The sequence below is a fragment of the Parasulfitobacter algicola genome (assembly GCF_013315265.1).
GTDB classification, from domain to species: Bacteria; Pseudomonadota; Alphaproteobacteria; order Rhodobacterales; family Rhodobacteraceae; genus Parasulfitobacter; species Parasulfitobacter algicola.
Genome location: NZ_JABUFE010000001.1, coordinates 172,960 through 191,312, shown reverse-complemented (window position 1 = coordinate 191,312; position 18,353 = coordinate 172,960). Strand labels below are relative to the sequence as shown.

The following is an 18,353-nucleotide window of genomic DNA, read 5'->3' as shown; positions in this document are numbered from 1 at the left end:
CGCCTCATTTCCGCGCCGCCCAACTGGCAGATGCGTGCTTGCGGGTGTAAAATTCGCCCATCAGCCCGATCATCAAAAGCGTCAAGGATAAATACAGCGCATATTCAACAGATGTATAATGTGGATTATAGTTTATAAAAGCATATCCGCGTGCCTGATCAATTGTGTGAAATAAGGGGTTCCAATCAAACAGGTTCCGCATTTTTTCAGGTAAAGTATTGGCCAAAAACATCTTGCCCGATGCCAGCATGTTTGCCCTGCTATAGATCGCCGTCGTCATACCGACAACGCCGGGCGCCCATGGTTTTAGGGCCAGAAACAGCATCCCGATCGACAGTCCCGAAAACCAGGACAACAGGACCATGCCAAATGCACCGATGGGATCATCAATTACGATGGGTGTGAACGCCAGATGATAGATAAACAGTACGAAAAACATCGATAAAAGTTGGATGTAAAGCGTTCCAAGCGCGGCTGAACATATCGCGATTGCGGTACTCATCGGGGCGTGTTGCATCATCGGGGATGCCGGACCTTCGGAGCCCACAATCGCCCCAAGTGATTTGGTATGGGTCATGAACAGGAAAATGCCCGACATGATATAAAGCAGAAAATCACCGCGTAAAATGCTACCGCGCAAGCCAAGTACCGAAAACATGATGTAAAAGACCATACACAGAATAACGGTCTGCATCATGTTCAGCAGCAATCCAATGATCGCATTTCCATGGCCTTTTCGCACATATCGCACGGTGCCATGGTAAACGAGTTCGGCAAATCCGACGGCCGAACTTTTGGCATAGGGTCTGGCTTCGAACTGGAACATTCTGCTGTGCGGCCTTGGATTTCGATGCGCAAAGGGACTCAGCGCTTGCCGATTAAGTTTCGTGAAAGCATAAGGGCCTAAGAGTTACAGATCAATAAACACGGCCGATGACCTGACGGAGAGACCTTTTTGAATTACGAACATATCACACAGGTCTTTCGCCGTCTTGCCCTTTTGGCTGGTGATAAGATCATGGAAATCTATGATGCGGATGATTTTGACGTCCAGCTGAAATCCGATAACAGCCCGGTAACTGTCGCAGATCAGGCCGCCGATGATCTGATTTCCGCAGGTCTGCGCGCCGCGTTTCCCGACATTGCGCTGGTGACAGAAGAACAGGCGTCATCGCATGACATTCAGGCCCGCGATTTTATTATTGTAGATCCGTTGGATGGCACTAAAGAATTCATCAATCGGCGGGGCGATTTTACGGTGAACATTGCGCTGGTTGAAAACGGTAAAGCGGTGCGCGGGGTGGTCTATGCACCAGCCAAGGGGCGGCTGTTTTACACACAGCCCGACGGTACCGCCGTCGAGGAAATGGGTGATCTGAATAAAGATACCGCAGGTCTTGTCGCACCGCTTAAAGTGTCAAACCCTGACAATGATGCCTTAATGGTCGTGGCCTCAAAATCCCACCGGGATCAGGCGACAGATGATTATATCAAGCAGTATAATGTGAAAGACATGACAAGCGCCGGATCATCGCTGAAGTTCTGCCTGATCGCCACGGGCGAGGCTGATTTATATCCACGGCTTGGCCCGACAATGGAATGGGACACGGCGGCAGGCCATGCTGTATTGATGGGTGCGGGCGGTACAATTGTGCGTTTTGATGATCTGACGCCGCTGGTCTATGGAAAAGAGGCTTTTAGAAACCCACATTTCATTGCCTATGCGCCCGGGGTTCGGCTAAAGGCGTCCTGATGTCAGTTCTCGTTGTTATTCCCGCCCGTTATGCATCAACCCGGTATCCGGGAAAACCACTTGTCACGCTGACCGGTGCCACAGGCGTTGCACAATCATTGATCGAACGCACATGGCAAGCAGCGCAAGCTGTCGACGGTGTGGACCGCGTTGTTGTGGCAACGGATGATGACCGCATTCGCGATGCCGCTTTGGGGTTTGGAGCTGAAGTCATGATGACATCCAGCGATTGCATGAATGGCACAGAACGGTGCGCCGAGGCATATAATATTGCAGAGGCGACTTACGATATTGTCGTGAACCTTCAAGGTGATGCCCCGCTGACGCCGCACTGGTTTATCGAAGATCTGATTACAGGCCTGCGCGCCAATCCGACAGCCGAAGTGGCCACACCGGTTTTGCGCTGTAATGGCGCTGCACTAAACGGGCTTTTGGCGGATCGCAAAGCCGGACGCGTTGGCGGAACAACAGCCGTGTTCGATACAGACCGCCACGCACTATATTTTTCGAAAGAAGTCATCCCCTTTGATCCAGGTCAATACACCGAAACCGAAGACACACCGGTGTTTCACCACGTCGGGGTCTATGCCTATCGACCGTCAGCGCTTGCGGCGTATCCAAGGTGGCCGGTTGGATCGTTGGAACGCCTTGAAGGGCTTGAACAATTACGATTTCTAGAACAGGGTCGGTCTGTTCTTTGTGTTGAAGTCAATGCCAAGGGGCGCGAATTCTGGGAACTGAACAACCCCGAAGACGTTCCTAAACTGGAAGACATGTTAAAGCGTATGGGTGCAGAATGAGTGATCTGCGAGTAAGTGTTGTTGTGGTCAGTCGCGGACGCCCTGATCATCTTGCAAGATGTCTGACGTCGCTGAAACAACAAATCTATCCGGCATTCGAAGTGATCGTCGTCACGGATATCTTTGGTGAACGTGTAGTTGAGACGACATGCGTTGATTACAATGTCAAACGTCTGTCTTTTGACGAACCCAATATTTCTGCGGCTCGAAACGTGGGGATCAATGCGGCTGCAGGTCACATCGTTGCCTTTATTGATGATGATGCTGTGGCGGAACCGACATGGTTGGGCTATCTGGTCGCCCCGTTCGACAAGGCCAATGTTGCCGCCGTTGGCGGATTTGTTCGCGGGCGCAACGGCATTTCGTTTCAATGGAAGGCACAGACGGCCGATACCAAGGGTCAATCGCATGATATTGAGGTATCAGATGATCAGCCGACTCTGCTGACGCCGACAGTAGATACGGCGATTAAAACCCAAGGTACCAACATGGCCGTGCGTCGCAATGTTCTGGCAAAACTTGGCGGCTTTGATACGTCGTATCACTTTTACTTGGATGATACTGATCTGAATATGCGGCTTGCCCGTCAAGGTTTGAAAACTGCGATTTCACCGATGGCAGAAGTACACCATGCAACGGCCCCAAGTGAAAGACGTACACAGGATCGCACACCAACATCGCTTTATGAAATCGGGGCCAGCTTTGCGGTGTATCTGTCGAAATACTGTGAAACAGACGATGCCGAGGATGCGTGGGTTGATTTTCAAGCTATTCAGCGCAAGCGCTTGCTGCAACATATGGTTGCGGGGTGGCTTGAGCCGTCTGAGGTGAATTATTTGATGGATGGGCTGATCGAAGGCGCATCCGAAGGTGTCAAACGCGAGCGGCGATTTATTGAACCGCTTAGCTCTGCACCAGACGATTTTTTACCTTTCCAAAAGACGTCACCAAATGGTAATTTTGTCATCTGGGGCCCAATCTGGGATCTTAAAAATCTGCGGGCCGAGGCACAAAAAATGTTGCTTGAAGGGCGCATAGTGACTGTCTTTGCCCTGTCACACACCCCGCGTCGCCATTCAGTCAAATTTGACGATGGCGGCTTTTGGATGCATCGTGGGGGTATATTTGGACGATCTGTTCGAAATGATCGTCCAGGGCTGCATTTGTCGGTTAAGTCGCGGGTAATTGCCGAGACTGCGCGAGTGTCTGCGCAGCGCGGACTCGGGGTGCCCTAGAAACTGGCGAAATACACGTTTCACGCGAATTGATGCGGCGACAACTTGCTAATGCCATAGGATTGTCAATATTCTTATGATGATCGCTGGTGCTATAGTTGGAATCGTATCACGCTTGGCCTTGCACAAAGGCGTAAAATTGAAAGGTTCTCAGAATGAAACGACGCGTAACGAAAGCCATCTTTCCTGTTGCAGGTTTGGGGACACGCTTTTTGCCGGCGACGAAGTCTGTGCCAAAGGAAATCATGACGTTGGTGGATCGCCCGTTGATCCAATACGCCATCGACGAAGCCCGTGCCGCGGGGATACGGGAATTCATCTTTGTCACCTCGCGCGGAAAATCTGCGCTTGAAGATTATTTTGATCATGCCCCGGAACTGGAAGCATCGCTTCGTAAAAAAGGTAAGAAAGAGCTTTTGAAGACTCTGAAATCAACCAATATGGACAGCGGTGCTATTGCCTATATCCGGCAGCACAAAGCACTTGGACTGGGCCATGCGGTCTGGTGCGCGCGCCGTCTGATTGCCGACGAACCTTTTGCAGTCATCTTACCTGACGATGTCATTGCAGCCGAAAAGCCGTGCTTGCAGCAAATGACAGAAGCTTACGCGGATACAGGCGGCTGCATGGTTGCCGCAATGGAAGTGCCCCCTGAAAAGGCATCAGCTTACGGTGTTCTGGACGTAAAAGAAGACATGGGGTCGATGGTATCTGTCAAAGGAATGGTCGAAAAACCAAACGCGGAAGATGCGCCATCGAACCTGGCAGTGATTGGGCGTTACATCCTGACACCTGATGTTTTGAAAAATCTTAATCGGATGAAATCCGGATCAGGTGGTGAAATTCAGCTGACCGACGCGATTGCTGCAGAATTACAAGCGGAACGGGGCGTATATGGCTTCCGCTTTAGGGGCCAGCGGTTTGATTGTGGATCAAAAGCTGGGTTCTTGCAGGCGACAGTTGCCTTTGGTCTGGCACGTGACGAACTGAAAGATGAACTGTCTGATTATCTGGAACAGATGGTCGCCGTTCAAAAAGCCGCGCAGTAGAGCCGCGTGAAAAATGTTCTGGTTACGGGTGGTGCGGGCTATATCGGCTCGCATGCATGCAAGGCACTTCTTGCCGCTGGCTATATCCCTGTCACATACGATAATTTGTCCACGGGCTGGCGTGATGCTGTTAAGTTTGGCCCGTTTGAACAGGGCGATTTGACAGATCGTGCCCGACTGGATCAGGTTTTAGCGACTTACAAACCTGTTGCGGTTGTGCATTTTGCAGCTCTTAGTCAGGTTGGTGAAAGCATGACCGATCCTGGCAAGTATTGGCATAATAATGTGACGGGATCGCTGACGCTGATACAGGCAACTGTTGATGCGGGGTGTGAAAACTTTGTCTTTTCGTCGACTTGTGCGACTTATGGTGAACAAGACAATGTGCTGCTGGACGAAGATAGCATGCAGGATCCGATCAATGCTTACGGCGCATCCAAACGTGCCATCGAAGATATCTTGCGGGATTTTGAAATGGCTTTTGGCCTAAAGCACGTTATTTTTCGTTATTTCAATGTGGCTGGTGCTGATCCTGATGGCGAAGTAGGTGAATTTCATCAACCCGAAACACATTTGATCCCTTTGATGCTGGATGCCATTGATGGAAAACGTCCGGCGCTGACGATCTATGGAACAGATTACGATACCGATGATGGCACGTGTGTGCGCGATTATGTGCACGTCATGGATCTGGTAGATGCCCATGTTCTGGGGCTGAAATGGCTAGAAGATGGTAAAGACAGCCGGGTGTTCAATTTGGGAACCGGCCGTGGGTTTTCCGTACGTGAAGTGATTGATCACAGTCGCAGTGTGACTAACAAAGAAGTTCCTTTTGTCGAAGGCGATCGTCGTGCAGGCGATTGCACCAAGCTTGTATCGGGTAGCGAACGTGCCGCGCGTGAGTTAGGGTGGCACCCGGAACGTTCAACTTTGCAGGTGATGATCAAAGATGCCTGGCGCTGGCACCAAAACGGCCACTACGACAAATAATCCAGTCGCACGTTGCCTTGATCTGACGCGTCTTTTGTCACGGACGGGTAAGACCCTGACAGGCGTGGACCGCGTCGAATTGGCTTATCTTCGTTATTTTCTTGCCGATCCTGTGCCAATGTTTGGTTTTGCAAAAACGGCATTTGGCTATGTTCTGCTGGATCAAGAGGGCGCCCAGGATTTCGAACGCCGCCTTGTGCAAAATGACTGGTTAAAGGTTGATTTTCTGTCCTACGTAGCGCGGAAATTAAACCCAGATCGGAAGAAAGCGGAAACCACTTTGCGAAAGACGGCAATTCTTCGCGGTCGTCATGCAGGTCAGATATTTCAACAGGCTATGCCTAAAGGCACTGAATATTGGAATGTTGGACATTCAAATCTGGATATCTCTGTATTTAATGCGGTCAAAACCGTTACGGGGGCAACAATTAATGTTCTGATTCACGATGTCATTCCGCTGGATCATCCCGAATTTCAGCGCCAAGGTACGGTTGAAGCGTTTGAGAAAAAGATGCGTAATGTTTCAGCTATGGCTGATTTTGTCGTTTATAATTCATATGATAGCCAAAAAAGGACAGAATATTATTTCGCAAAATGGGGGCGGGTTCCGGACAGTATCGTGGCGCACCTTGGAATTGATCTGGTGCCCCCTGATCCGGTTGGTTTGCCTGATGCGCTGAATCTAGACTATCCGTTTTTCATGGTGCTTGGCACGATTGAGCCGCGCAAAAATCATGCGTTTTTGTTAGATCTATGGGCTGATTTTGGGGCCAAGGCCAATCTGATCATCATAGGTACGCGGGGATGGCGGAACGAGGATGTCTTTGAACGACTAGATAACCACCCGCCTGGCGTAACGGAGTTGAGCGGTCTTTCAGATGCTGCGGTATCTTACCTGCTGACCAAAACAAATGGGCTGCTTTTTCCGACGATTGCCGAAGGATACGGCTTTCCACCAGCCGAGGCTGCGTTGGCGGGCGCGCCTGTTCTTTGCAATGATTTACCGATTTTCCGTGAATTTCTAGGTGATTACCCTATTTACGTAACGGTAAGCGACGCTTATGGATGGAAAATGAAGATAAATGAACTGGTTGGTGGAAAAAAACACTGTAAATCCATAATGCTGCCAACTTGGGCGCATCATTTTGAAACAGTGTTAAGGATCACATAATCAGTCCGGTTTAGTGATTTGAGTATAGGTAATAAGGACGCACCGCGTGGGATTTGTCACGTCATACAAACTGCGACTGCGCAGAAAGCGCTGGTTGCTAAGGGCATATCGTAAAGGGCGCGAATTAACTTCGGTTGTCGATCGCACAAAACAGATACAGCCAAGCGATGTATTGCTTTTCTCTTCGGTCAGAAACGAAAGCGTCAGGCTGCCTTATTTTCTGAAATACTATCGCAATCAGGGTATACGCCATTTTCTGATTGTTGATAACGATAGCAATGACGGCACTTCCGAATACCTTGCCGAACAAAATGATGTGTCGGTCTGGCACACATCTGCCAGCTATAAACGATCGCGTTTTGGGGTGGACTGGATCACATGGCTTCAGACGAAATATGGACAGGGCCATTGGACACTTGTTGTCGATGCGGATGAATTTTTTGTCTATCCGTTTTGTGACACACGTCCCATCCGCGCTTTGACCGATTGGCTTGATGCATCTTCGATCAAATCTTTTGGAACCATGCTGATTGATATGTACCCCAAAGGTCAGGTGGCCGACACGCCGTACGAAGTTGGGCAGGATCCACTTGAATGTGCGCCTTGGTTCGATACCGGAAATTATACAATTTCAAAGAACTCGATATTTGGAAATTTATGGATACAAGGCGGGGTGAGGGCGCGCACATTTTTTGGCGATAATCCCGCGTTTGCGCCGGCTTTAAACAAAATACCACTTGTGAAATGGGATCGCCGATATGCCTATGTGAGCTCTACGCATATGCTACTACCGCGTGGGTTGAATTTGGTTTATGATGAATGGGGTGGTGAAAAGGCATCAGGGTGTCTCTTGCATACAAAATTCCTGGGAACCTTTCTGCCGAAAGCCGATGAGGAACTGGAGCGCAAACAGCATTATGCAGCCAGTCGTGAATATCAGATCTATGCATCTAAGTTAAAAAGCTATCCTGACTTGTGGTGCAGCCAATCTGAAAAATACATCAACTGGCGTCAGCTTGAAGTTTTGGGGCTGATGTCGAAAGGGAATTGGGCTTAGGGTGATGTTGTGAGTGTTGGTATCATCATGCTGGTGCACACTGCACTGGACCGGGCTGAACAAGTTGCACGCCATTGGGCGTCACATGGCTGTCCTGTTGTGATCCACGCCGATAAACTGGTTCCACAAGACGAATATCAGAAATTTGCAGCGTCATTATCCAATCTACAAAATGTCAGAGTCTTCAGAAAATTCAGCTGTGAATGGGGAACGTGGGGTCTTGTTGCTGCATCCCAGGCAGCCAGTGAAATCGCGCTTTCCGAATTCCCGGATATTGGCCACGTTTATTTGACGTCCGGGGCATGTTTGCCGTTGCGCCCGGTTGAAGAGCTGGTGGACTATTTGGCAGGACATGCAGATGTGGATTTTATCGAAAGCGCCTCAATCTGTGATGTTCCATGGACGATTGGCGGATTGGATACAGAGCGATTTTCGCTATTTTTCCCGTTTTCATGGAAGCAACAAAGATATCTGTTTGATCGTAGCGTGGATGTCCAACGTCTGCTGCGCATCAAGCGAAAGGTGCCTGGAAACCTTACCCCTCATCTTGGATCGCAATGGTGGTGTTTGACGCGAAATACGATGACAAAAGTCTTGGCAGATCCAAATCGCACAAAGTACGACCGGTATTTTTCAAAAGTTTGGATCCCTGACGAAAGTTATTTCCAGACTCTGTCCCGTTTGCATTCGCGACATATTGAAAGCCGTTCGCTGACGCTGGCGAAATTTGATTTTCAGGGCAAGCCGCACGTTTTTTATGATGATCATCTGCCTCTTTTGCACAGATCTGATTGTTTTGTTGCCAGAAAAATTTGGCCATATGCAGATAAGCTTTATCAGGAATTCCTGAATAGACCGACATCGCAACTTCGCCGTGCAGAACCTATACCGCAAAAGATTGACCGCATCTTTGATAAGGCCGTTGAACGGCGCACACGCGGCAGGCCTGGATTATTGATGCAAAGCCGCTTTCCCAAAAAGGGTTGGGAAAACAATATTACTAATTCAGAATATTCGGTTTTCGAAGGCTTTGACCAAGTTATTGAAGATTTTCCTGCATGGCTTGCCTCTGTCACAAAGGCACGTGTTCATGGCCATCTTTTCGCATGCGACAGGGTTGAGTTTGATGATGGTCAGACTGTTTTTGATGGATGCTTGTCCAATCAGCCGGGTTTACGGGATTACGCCCCAAAGGACTTTCTGCTTAATTTGGTCTGGAATACCCAAGGTGAACACCAGTGTTTTCAATTTGGTCCACAAGACAAACAAAAAATATCACAAACCCTGGTTCAAGATGCGAATGCGCGAATATCGGTGATTACGGGCGCATGGGCCATTGCCTTATCAAAATCCACTGAGCCCGCCGAGATTATTCGTAAAAGGGCGGCGAGCTTCCAGCGTATCGAAAAAGCCCATATCGAATTGCTGCGATCTTCGAAAACAAAAGCGAAAGTCAAAATCTGGTCTTTGGCGGAATTTTTAGAAGCCCCTGTCGAGCACTTACAGCCAATTGTAAAAACAATCTCGAAATTGCCGCACAGCCCATTGACCGAAGCGCCGAAACTGACGGATCTTTCCGGTTTCGGCACATTCTTACAGCAGCTTAAAAACATGGGTATGCCGCCTTATCTAATCGGGGATTTCCCGATTGCTGAGGATACGAAAGATGGGGTCAGGACCTATCGTAAATCCCGTGTTATGCGATAAAGTATGAGACATAATTTTGATTACTTTATTGTTCTTGCCGGAATGCGAACCGGATCAAATCTGTTGGAAACCTATCTGAACGACTTCCCCAACATCGAATGCCATGGCGAAGCATTTAATCCAAGTTTCGTGGGATATCCGAAAAAGACTAATCTGTTTGGGGTATCATTGGAGATGCGCGAGGCAGATCCCTTTGCATTGATTGATCTAATCAAAGATCAGGATGGTCTAAATGGGTTTCGGTATTTTCACGACCATGATCCGCGGGTATTTGAACATTGCTTGTCAGATACAGCATGCGCCAAAATTGTTCTGACCCGAAACCCATTGGACAGCTATGTTTCACATCAGATTGCAAAGCAAACCGGGCAGTGGAAACTGACCAACCCAAAGTTTCTGAAATCTGTTAAAATCATGTTTGATATCGACAGTTTTCAATTGCACCTTCAAACTGTGCGATCATTCCACGACCAGATTAAACGCAATCTGCAAAGGACCGGGCAGACTGCTTTTTATATCGATTATGATGACCTTAAGGATCTGGATACCATTAATGGTATCGCCAGTTTTTTGGGCCAAGCCGATGAACAAACAACACTTTCGCAGAAGCTGAAAAAACAAAACCCCGGCGGGCTGTATGACAAGGTCGAAAATTATGATGAAATGGTTACAGCTGTTTCAACGTTGGATTTTTTCGATCTTTCCAGATTTCCGAATTATGAGCCGGACCGTGGGCCAAATGTTCCAAGTTATATTGCAGCCGCCAGTGCACCGCTTTTGTATTTGCCGCTGCCCGGTGGACCTGGTGAATATATCCGTAAATGGCTTGCAGATATAGAGGGTGCCAACCCATCGGATCTGATCATATCTTTCAATCAAAAAACACTAAGACAGTGGAAGCGTACACATCTGACCAACAAATCCTTTACGATTTTGCGTCATCCGATTGAGCGTGCGCATGCCGTATTTTGCAAACATATCGTATCTGTCAACGAAGACAGTTTTCCGATTGTGCGGGAATATCTGCGAAACGCATATAAGCTTCATTTACCGAAGGCGATATCCTCAAAGACATACAGCCTGCAAAATCATCATGACGCATTCTTGGGTTTTTTAAGATTTGCAAAGGCCAGCTTGAATGGTCAAACGGCTATTCGCATTGACCCGACTTGGGCCAGTCAAAGCAGCCTTCTTTCTGGAATATCCAAGTTTATTATTCCAGATATGGTATTGCGCGAAGACGCATTGCAAGATGGTCTGACGTATCTGACAAGCCAGATAAAAACCAAATGTCCACAGATTTTGGCCGACCATACTGCCGAGCCTTATGACCTTGCGCAGATTTATGATGCCGAAATAGAGGCAGCTGCGCGTGCAGCCTATAAGAAAGATTATATTGCGTTTGGGTTTATGGATTGGCGCGACAGTTCAAGCGGCTTGTGACGCCGGGCCTTCGGTCAAGACGGCATGTAAAATCGCAGGATCATGATTTGCACGCAGCTTGGCACAAATCGACGTATCCCGCATTGTGCGTGACACCAATGCTAACGCTTTAAGGTGTTCAACACCTGCTTGTTGTGGTGCAAACAGCGCAAAAACCAGATCAACCGGCTGTCTGTCGACTGCATCAAAATCCATTGGTTTTTCCAGTTTTAGAAAAACGGCTGCAACATGATCTATTTCTTCGATCCGGGCATGGGGCAGGGCAACACCATGCCCTACACCCGTTGGACCCAAACTTTCACGATCCAAAAGTGCGTCCAGAATATGCGGTGCACACAGGCCGTAAACATTTTCGGCAACATCACCCAAATCACGAAAAAGGCGCCTTTTGCTGCTGGCTTGATTGACCAGTTTGACGGCATTCGGGTTTAAAAGAGAACTAATTTCCATGTGTCACAGTCTGTTTCCGCGGCAGGCCGCTTTAGGTGGTATTTTGTGGGTCAATCCAGCCGATATTTCCGTCATCGCGGCGATATACGACATTCAGGCCCGGTTTGCCTTCGTTTCGAAAAATAACGACAGGAACACCTGCAATTTCCATCTGCATCACTGCTTCACCAACGGATAACGACGGTATTTTCGTTTCCATTTCAGCGATGATGATAGGTTGAAGTGTATCTGGTTCGCTATCTTCCGCGTCCTCCGATCCAGCAAGGATATAAGATGATGCACCAAATTGTTCAACCGGTTGTGCCCGGTTTTTGTGATGATCCTTAAGTCGCCGCTTATAGCGACGCAGTTGTTTTTCCATTTTGTCACAGCATTCTTCGAAAGCTGCGTAAATTTCATTTGCGCGGGCCTTGGCCTGCGCTGTCAAACCTGTCGACAAATGCACCGTCGCTTCACATACGTGTTCATGACCGCTTTTGGAAAAGATTACATTCGCATCTGTGGGACGTTCGGCATATTTATCCATGACGACACCAAGCCCGTTTTTGACGTGCGTTTGAAGCGCCTCACCGATATCGATCTGTTTTCCAGTAATTTGATAGCGCATCTTACCTCCCAGCAAATGACAAACATCCGTTTCCGGCCAAAGGCCAGTGAAAGAGGGATGTATTAATGTTGAGATGCAGGGGCTTTTCCACACGCCGAAACATCGGCTGAGCAGCATGCAAGATAAAGCAATGCAGACTTTGTGTGGAAATCTTGATCCTCAAGCATCCTATACATTTGGTGTCAAATAGGTGGGGAATGTCAATGTCTTCCTTATTGCATAGGCTTGTGGGCGCGTATTTTTTCGTATCATTCCAAGATCGGGTTTGTGTCCAAGACCCGTGTGATCAAAGTATCAACAGACTTACGTGAAAATAAGGAATTTTTGCGTTAGCTTTGGCAGTTTTCTGTGAAAAGATTTTGTACAACTAGCCGATGCGGAAATTTTGACCAAGATAGACACGGCGCACATTTTCATCGCGCACAACTTCATCTGTTGTCCCGCTCATCAAGACTTTTCCATCATGCAGGATATAAGCGCGGTCAACGATTTCGAGTGTTTCACGAACGTTGTGATCCGTAATCAGAACGCCAATGCCACGTTTTTTCAGGTCTGCAACCAGATGACGAATTTCACCAACAGCAATCGGGTCAACGCCCGCAAAGGGTTCATCCAAAAGCAAATATTTAGGGTCAGCAGCCAGACAGCGTGCAATTTCAACCCGCCGACGTTCACCACCTGACAGGGCTAACGCAGATGCGCGACGCAAATGTTCGATGGAAAATTCTGATAGAAGTTCTTCAAGCCGTTCACGACGTTTATGGCGGTCGTCCACTGCAATTTCCAGAATGGCCCAGATGTTATCTTCCACACTCATACCGCGAAATATCGACATTTCTTGTGGCAGATATCCGATGCCCAACTTCGCCCGGCGATACATTGGAAAATTGGTCACATTGCGGCCATCGATTAAAACCTGACCGCCTTCTGGGTTGACCAGCCCGGCAATGGAATAGAAACACGTCGTCTTGCCTGATCCGTTTGGCCCAAGCAAAGCCACAACCTCACCACGGCCAAGATAAAGACTTACATCGCGGATCACAGGACGTTTGCGATAGCTTTTGCGCAGATTCACAATATGTAAACCAACATTGCCTTCAGCGACTTTCAGATCCGGTGCAGTCATCAGTTTTGCCCACCCAGAACGGTTCTGACACGACCTTCCATTTGCGCCATGCCAGTTGTCAGATTGACTGTCATACGATCAGCACTGACTGTATTTGCACCTTGCGTGACAAGCACATTACCACGCATAATGATCATTCCGCTTTCGATGGTATAATCAGCCTCTGCTGCCTCTGCTGCCTCTGGTCCGTTGAGCAATGTAACACCACCACTGGCTTTCATACTTTGGATATCACTTGTTTCTTCGGTATAAACCACAACAACCTTTGCAGCGCTTAAGCGCATTTCACCCTGAGAAATAAGAACATTTCCGGTAAAAGTCGCCGATCCATCCGTTTGATTTACACCAAGTTGGTCCGCTACGACCTCAACCGGGGCATTCGGGTCTTGCTGCATACCGCCAAAATCAAGTTGCTGGGCAAATGCGGGCAATGCCATCAAGGCGAAAAGGAAAAAGAATCTTTTCAAGGTGAAATCCTTCAATTCTGCGGCGTATATACCAGCTTCACGCCACCATTGAAAACCAGAAGATAGCCATTTTCCGCTGTTTCTGTCAGGTGCATCCCGCCAGCATCCAATACCCCCAATGGCCCTTTGGCCTGAACGCCGGCGTCGCTGGATAAATCTGTATCGTTCAGCGACGACATAAGGCTGGGCGTATTGATCTGATATCCTGTTGATGTCACAATTTGAACATTGCCATTTAAAATCGCTTGATTTCCAACACTATCAACGGTCCCTGCGATCGCCTCAATATCAATGATTGTGCCATCTGGCGTTGTAATAACAGCCTGCAAATCCTCGGCCAGCATATAGGTGGTATCACCATCGCGGGGACGGGCCGACAAGGCGCTAATTGAAATAGCCGACCCATCACGTGTCACGCCTGTATAGGTGGGTTCACCAATAATCTGATCACGTGCAATGCTTTCAACGTCCACTTCTGCATAAGGAATTGTCAGTTCGGCGTCTTTAGATTTAGAAAACAGAAACAGCGTTGATAGAATGCCAAGTGCGACCAGTGGTAAAACCACTTTTGCCATAACGACAAATCGCGAATATGCATTGTCAAAAGTTGCCATTATTCCCTGTCCGGCGGTCCAGCCTTTATACTCTAAGCATTCATGCGCCATACGCCAAGGACAGCTTGAAATGCGTCAGCAGCAGATCGCCGGTCAGGAATGTGCAAAGATATCCGTTTCAGGCCAGCCAGCCAGATCAAGTCTGGCCCGTGTGGGTAGAAAATCAAAACAGGCTTGCGCGATATCCAAGCGGCCTTCGCGTTCTAAGCGGGTATTTAACTCATCCATAAGCCTATGCAGATACAACACGTCAGATGCCGCATAGGTCAGTTGTGCATCGGTCAGCGTTTCTGCCCCCCAGTCACTGGATTGCTGTTGTTTTGAAATATCAATCTCAAGCAATTCTTGCAGCAGGTTTTTCAAACCATGACGGTCTGTATAGGTCCTGATCAAGCGCGATGCGATCTTGGTGCAGAAAACCGGCGCAGTCAGCGCCCCGAACGCGTGATACATAGCTGCGATATCAAACCGGCCATAATGAAAGATTTTCAATACGGCACGATCTTCAAGCATTTTGGTCAAATTAGGTGCTTTTGTTTGACCTTTGGCCACCTGTACAAGATGGGCGTTTCCATCACCGCCCGACATCTGAACAACGCACAGACGGTCACGATGTGGGTTCAGCCCCATAGTTTCGCAATCAATTGCAACGACAGGGCCAAGATCCAGACCATCTGGCAGATCGTTTTGGTAAAGCGTATTGGTCAAGATCAAATCCCTTTATCTGCGACATATATTGCCATGCTAGGTGTAGCAAAGGCTCTAAAGGGTCAAGGCTTAAGCTATGATGCCACGGTCGCTGTGGGTGTCGCATTCATTCTAACAATGGCAAAATTCAATGCGCCCGCATAACTGACCCAGATCAGATAAGGCACGATCAGCAGGCCCGCAATCATATCAACCATATAGAAACTGACCATCGTACCGACGACCGCAATCCACAGGAAAATAATCACAATCAACGCTGTTTTCAGTTTGCGAAGGCCAAAGAAAACCGGGCTCCATAATGTATTCAACGCGATTTGAAACGCCCAGAATGCTGTGGCCAAGGCTGCCCCTTGGGCAAGGGATGCACGCATGGCGGCATACGCTATAATCAAATAAAGTGCTGTCCAGGCAATTGGAAACAGCCAGTCTGGTGGCGTCCAAGCGGGCTTTGTCAAATCTTTGTACCATTGGCCTGGCTGAAACATTGCCCCCGTTGCGGCCGCTGCCATGCACGCTGCCAGATAGACGATAAACACAAGCCAATCCATGGCGTTTTCCTTATTGGTTATCGTATAATTTAGGCGTCTATCGTTATTGTTGCAACTGTTGTGACCGTTCCCGCATTTTCAATTCGGCCAGTACGGTTAAGACTGTGCCGGTCTTTCCTTCGCCCCATGCGGTCTGTGTTTGTGAGGTTTGTGCGGTGGCATCGACCAAAAAACGTACTTCGTCCTGAGGACGTGCATAAATTACGGCCGACCGAGGCATGACCGAAGCGACGCCTGAGAACAGTCCTGCCTGTGCGATCCAGCTGTATTTTTGATACTTACTGGTCGTTGCGCGCATTGAAATGCTGTCATATCCGTTCTTGCGAATTTGCGCCCCAATCCCGGCATAGATCAAACGTGCGGCCATAATGCCCGTTCTTGCTGTCAGCGGCAGAGCAGAAATACCCGTTTGGGCCTTGATATAAAGCCTGTCCGCTTCGACCAAAAGGCGCCGCACCATGGCGCGGACCGGATCGGTTGGCAACGGATCGATAAAGAAAACATCTGGATCAATACCTGCATCCTTGACCCAGTCCATTGGCAGATAAATCCGTCCTTCACGCGCATCTTCGCCCACGTCGCGGGCGATATTCGTCAACTGCATCGCCAGCCCCAGATCACAGGCGCGCGCCAGGGCGTTTGCATCGCGCACGCCCATCAGAACGCACATCATGACACCCACAGATGATGCAACGCGCGCAGAATATCCGAACAAGTCAGATAATGTGTCGTAACGGCGTTCACACGCATCCCATGCCAGACCTTCCAGCAAGGCTTCTGGCAAAGCGCGTGGCAGTTGAAAATCTTCGACAACGGCTGCGAAAGCCCGGTCTGTTGGCGTATTTTGCGGTCTGCCGTCGTATACCAATTGCAAACGATCCCGCAGTGACAAAACTGCAGACGCTTTCGCTGAATTCATATCGACTGCGTCATCCGCCAAACGGCAAAACGCATAAAGTGCCAAAGCAGGGTCACGCACATGGGTCGGCAATAGTTTTGAAGCCGCATGGAAAGACAACGACCCGGTCTGGATCATTTTTTTGCAATATTCCAGATCATCAGGTGCAATCATTCTGCAGCAACTTTCAATATCTGTTCAGGTACATGTGGCGCATCTGGCACGAGTTTTGCCAAAACCTCGGCACTGGAAATGACGCCGGGCAATCCGGCACCAGGGTGGGTTCCGGCACCCGCCAGAAACAGGCCCTTGGCTTCTTCGCTGACATTATGAGGCCTGAACCAAGCACTTTGAAAAATACGCGGTTCAATCGAAAAACCTGACCCATAGGGGCTAAGGTACCGGCTTTCGAATTGGTTTGGCGTAAAGATAAGAGAGGCCGACAGGTGCTTTTCAAAGCCGGGAATAACATCACGGTCCAGAATTTTAGCAACCTTTTGGCGATATTCTTCCTGCATCTGATTCCAATCGACCGCATCATCATGTCCAAGATGCGGCACAGGGCTAAGGGCGTAAAACGTATCGTCCCCTTGCGGTGCCACACTTGGGTCAGTGATGCTGGGTCTATGGATATACAGGCTCATATCTTCGGCCAGCTTACCTTTGATAAAGATATCGCGCACCAATCCTTTATAGCGCGAGCTGTTCAGAATTGTGTGATGGCCCACATCGGCCCACATGTCCCGCGTGCCTTTTGTGCCGAAATACCAGACAAAAAGCCCCATCGACCACCGTTGCTTTTTGACTTTGCGATTGGTCCAGCGGCGGCGTGTGTGATTGCGCAAAAGATGCGTATAGGTGTGGCCTGCATCCGCATTGGACACGACAACATCTGCGTCCAGCACGGTTTGGTCTTTCAGCTTCACACCCTTGCAAATATTGTTTTTAACCACGATTTCATCCACCTCGGACTGCATGGCAACATGACCGCCCTGACTTTGGATGATTTTCACCATCGCGTCCGCAATTGCCTGAACACCACCCATTGCATAATGCACACCAAAGGTTTTTTCCAAATGGCTGACCAGAATATACATTGAAGTCACGTTGAACGGATCACCACCGATAAAAAGCGGGTGAAATGACAATGCCATCCTCAGACGTTCGTCTTTTACGCGACGCGCAGCATGGGTATAAACCGACCTGTCGGCCCGCATCATCACAAATTTTGGCAGGACTTTGATCAGATCCCACAGCTTGTTCATGGGGCGACGGCCCAGATCCTCGAACCCGAATTGGTATCGTTTTTCGCTGTCGTTCAAGAATTTTTCAAATCCATGAACATCACCGGGCGACAGGCGTTCGACTTCGCTGCGCATGTTGGACTGCGCGTTGAACTGCGATCCATCTGGCCACCGAATTTGATAAAATGGCTTGATCGGGCGCAGATCGACATCGTTGTGAAAGTTACGCCCACAAGCGACCCAGAGCTGTTCAAACACCTGAGGCACAGTGACAATCGTTGGTCCAAGATCAAACCGATGACCATTTTCAGAAATTGATGACCCGCGCCCGCCAGGTTTATCAAGCCGGTCCAGAACGGTCACGCGATAACCTTTGGCCCCAAGACGCATAGCACTTGCCAGCCCACCAAGGCCCGAGCCGATGACGACGGCATGCGCTTTGCGCTCTGAAATATGTAAAGAGTCGTTCATAGGATTACACTGCCA

The 18,353-nt window shown here is 48.9% G+C and carries 19 protein-coding genes; 9 read left to right on the top strand and 10 right to left on the bottom strand.

The features are described 5' to 3' along the window. Positions 1 to 4 precede the first annotated feature (4 nt). Positions 5 to 826 (bottom strand): ABC transporter permease, encoded by an 822-nt coding sequence (locus tag HRQ87_RS00965; protein WP_174134484.1) that lies wholly within the window; start codon positions 824 to 826, stop codon positions 5 to 7. A 129-nt stretch (positions 827 to 955) separates the two neighbouring features. Here HRQ87_RS00965 and cysQ point away from each other — a divergent pair, with 129 nt between their 5' ends. The 9 genes from cysQ (at position 956) to HRQ87_RS00920 (ending at position 11,205) form a co-directional block, all read left to right on the top strand. Beyond that, on the top strand, positions 956 to 1,753 hold the full coding sequence (cysQ, locus tag HRQ87_RS00960; protein ID WP_174134483.1) for a 3'(2'),5'-bisphosphate nucleotidase CysQ: 798 nt from the start codon (positions 956 to 958) through the stop codon (positions 1,751 to 1,753). Further along, the gene (locus tag HRQ87_RS00955; protein ID WP_174134482.1) at positions 1,753 to 2,553 is read left to right on the top strand and encodes a 3-deoxy-manno-octulosonate cytidylyltransferase; all 801 of its coding nucleotides are present in this window, start codon (positions 1,753 to 1,755) and stop codon (positions 2,551 to 2,553) included. Before cysQ ends, HRQ87_RS00955 begins: the two co-directional genes overlap by 1 nt. Then, positions 2,550 to 3,788, top strand: coding sequence for a glycosyltransferase family 2 protein (locus HRQ87_RS00950; RefSeq protein ID WP_174134481.1), 1,239 nt, complete (start codon positions 2,550 to 2,552; stop codon positions 3,786 to 3,788). The genes HRQ87_RS00955 and HRQ87_RS00950 overlap by 4 nt, the downstream gene beginning before the upstream one ends. A 155-nt stretch (positions 3,789 to 3,943) precedes the next feature. Continuing rightward, positions 3,944 to 4,837, top strand: coding sequence for a UTP--glucose-1-phosphate uridylyltransferase GalU (galU, locus tag HRQ87_RS00945; RefSeq protein ID WP_174134480.1), 894 nt, complete (start codon positions 3,944 to 3,946; stop codon positions 4,835 to 4,837). Positions 4,838 to 4,843: 6 nt separating this feature from the next. Then, complete coding sequence (gene galE, locus HRQ87_RS00940) at positions 4,844 to 5,827, top strand: UDP-glucose 4-epimerase GalE (RefSeq protein ID WP_174134479.1); 984 nt, start codon at positions 4,844 to 4,846, stop codon at positions 5,825 to 5,827. After that, complete coding sequence (locus HRQ87_RS00935) at positions 5,787 to 6,998, top strand: glycosyltransferase (protein ID WP_174134478.1); 1,212 nt, start codon at positions 5,787 to 5,789, stop codon at positions 6,996 to 6,998. The genes galE and HRQ87_RS00935 overlap by 41 nt, the downstream gene beginning before the upstream one ends. A gap of 46 nt (positions 6,999 to 7,044) precedes the next feature. Next, complete coding sequence (locus HRQ87_RS00930; protein ID WP_174134477.1) at positions 7,045 to 8,055, top strand: glycosyltransferase family 2 protein; 1,011 nt, start codon at positions 7,045 to 7,047, stop codon at positions 8,053 to 8,055. A 9-nt stretch (positions 8,056 to 8,064) separates the two neighbouring features. Continuing rightward, complete coding sequence (locus HRQ87_RS00925; RefSeq protein ID WP_174134476.1) at positions 8,065 to 9,762, top strand: DUF5927 domain-containing protein; 1,698 nt, start codon at positions 8,065 to 8,067, stop codon at positions 9,760 to 9,762. A gap of 3 nt (positions 9,763 to 9,765) precedes the next feature. Beyond that, positions 9,766 to 11,205: a sulfotransferase family 2 domain-containing protein gene (locus HRQ87_RS00920; RefSeq protein WP_174134475.1), complete on the top strand. Its 1,440-nt coding sequence runs from the start codon at positions 9,766 to 9,768 to the stop codon at positions 11,203 to 11,205. Here the strand turns inward: HRQ87_RS00920 and HRQ87_RS00915 are convergent. The 9 genes from HRQ87_RS00915 to HRQ87_RS00875 form a co-directional block, all read right to left on the bottom strand. Then, entirely contained in the window at positions 11,191 to 11,655 is a 465-nt protein-coding gene (locus tag HRQ87_RS00915; RefSeq protein WP_174134474.1) for a PTS sugar transporter subunit IIA, read from the bottom strand. The two genes, HRQ87_RS00920 and HRQ87_RS00915, sit on opposite strands and share 15 nt — an antisense overlap. Positions 11,656 to 11,686: 31 nt before the next feature. Then, positions 11,687 to 12,262: a ribosome hibernation-promoting factor, HPF/YfiA family gene (gene hpf, locus HRQ87_RS00910; RefSeq protein WP_174134473.1), complete on the bottom strand. Its 576-nt coding sequence runs from the start codon at positions 12,260 to 12,262 to the stop codon at positions 11,687 to 11,689. 367 nt (positions 12,263 to 12,629) lie between these two features. Continuing rightward, positions 12,630 to 13,388: an LPS export ABC transporter ATP-binding protein gene (gene lptB / locus HRQ87_RS00905; RefSeq protein ID WP_174134472.1), complete on the bottom strand. Its 759-nt coding sequence runs from the start codon at positions 13,386 to 13,388 to the stop codon at positions 12,630 to 12,632. Then, on the bottom strand, positions 13,388 to 13,855 hold the full coding sequence (locus HRQ87_RS00900) for an LptA/OstA family protein (protein WP_246251605.1): 468 nt from the start codon (positions 13,853 to 13,855) through the stop codon (positions 13,388 to 13,390). Before HRQ87_RS00900 ends, lptB begins: the two co-directional genes overlap by 1 nt. Before the next feature lie 11 nt (positions 13,856 to 13,866). Next, positions 13,867 to 14,469, bottom strand: a complete 603-nt coding sequence (gene lptC, locus HRQ87_RS00895) for an LPS export ABC transporter periplasmic protein LptC (protein WP_174134471.1) — start codon at positions 14,467 to 14,469, stop codon at positions 13,867 to 13,869. Positions 14,470 to 14,562: 93 nt separating this feature from the next. Next, positions 14,563 to 15,177 (bottom strand): ribonuclease D, encoded by a 615-nt coding sequence (locus HRQ87_RS00890; RefSeq protein WP_174134470.1) that lies wholly within the window; start codon positions 15,175 to 15,177, stop codon positions 14,563 to 14,565. 74 nt (positions 15,178 to 15,251) lie between these two features. After that, the gene (gene tspO / locus HRQ87_RS00885) at positions 15,252 to 15,725 is read right to left on the bottom strand and encodes a tryptophan-rich sensory protein TspO (RefSeq protein ID WP_174134469.1); all 474 of its coding nucleotides are present in this window, start codon (positions 15,723 to 15,725) and stop codon (positions 15,252 to 15,254) included. A 43-nt stretch (positions 15,726 to 15,768) separates the two neighbouring features. Next, a complete protein-coding gene (crtB, locus tag HRQ87_RS00880) occupies positions 15,769 to 16,797 on the bottom strand; it encodes a 15-cis-phytoene synthase (protein WP_174134468.1) in 1,029 nt (342 codons plus the stop codon). Beyond that, a complete protein-coding gene (locus HRQ87_RS00875; RefSeq protein ID WP_174134467.1) occupies positions 16,794 to 18,338 on the bottom strand; it encodes a phytoene desaturase in 1,545 nt (514 codons plus the stop codon). Before HRQ87_RS00875 ends, crtB begins: the two co-directional genes overlap by 4 nt. Positions 18,339 to 18,353: the final 15 nt, after the last annotated feature.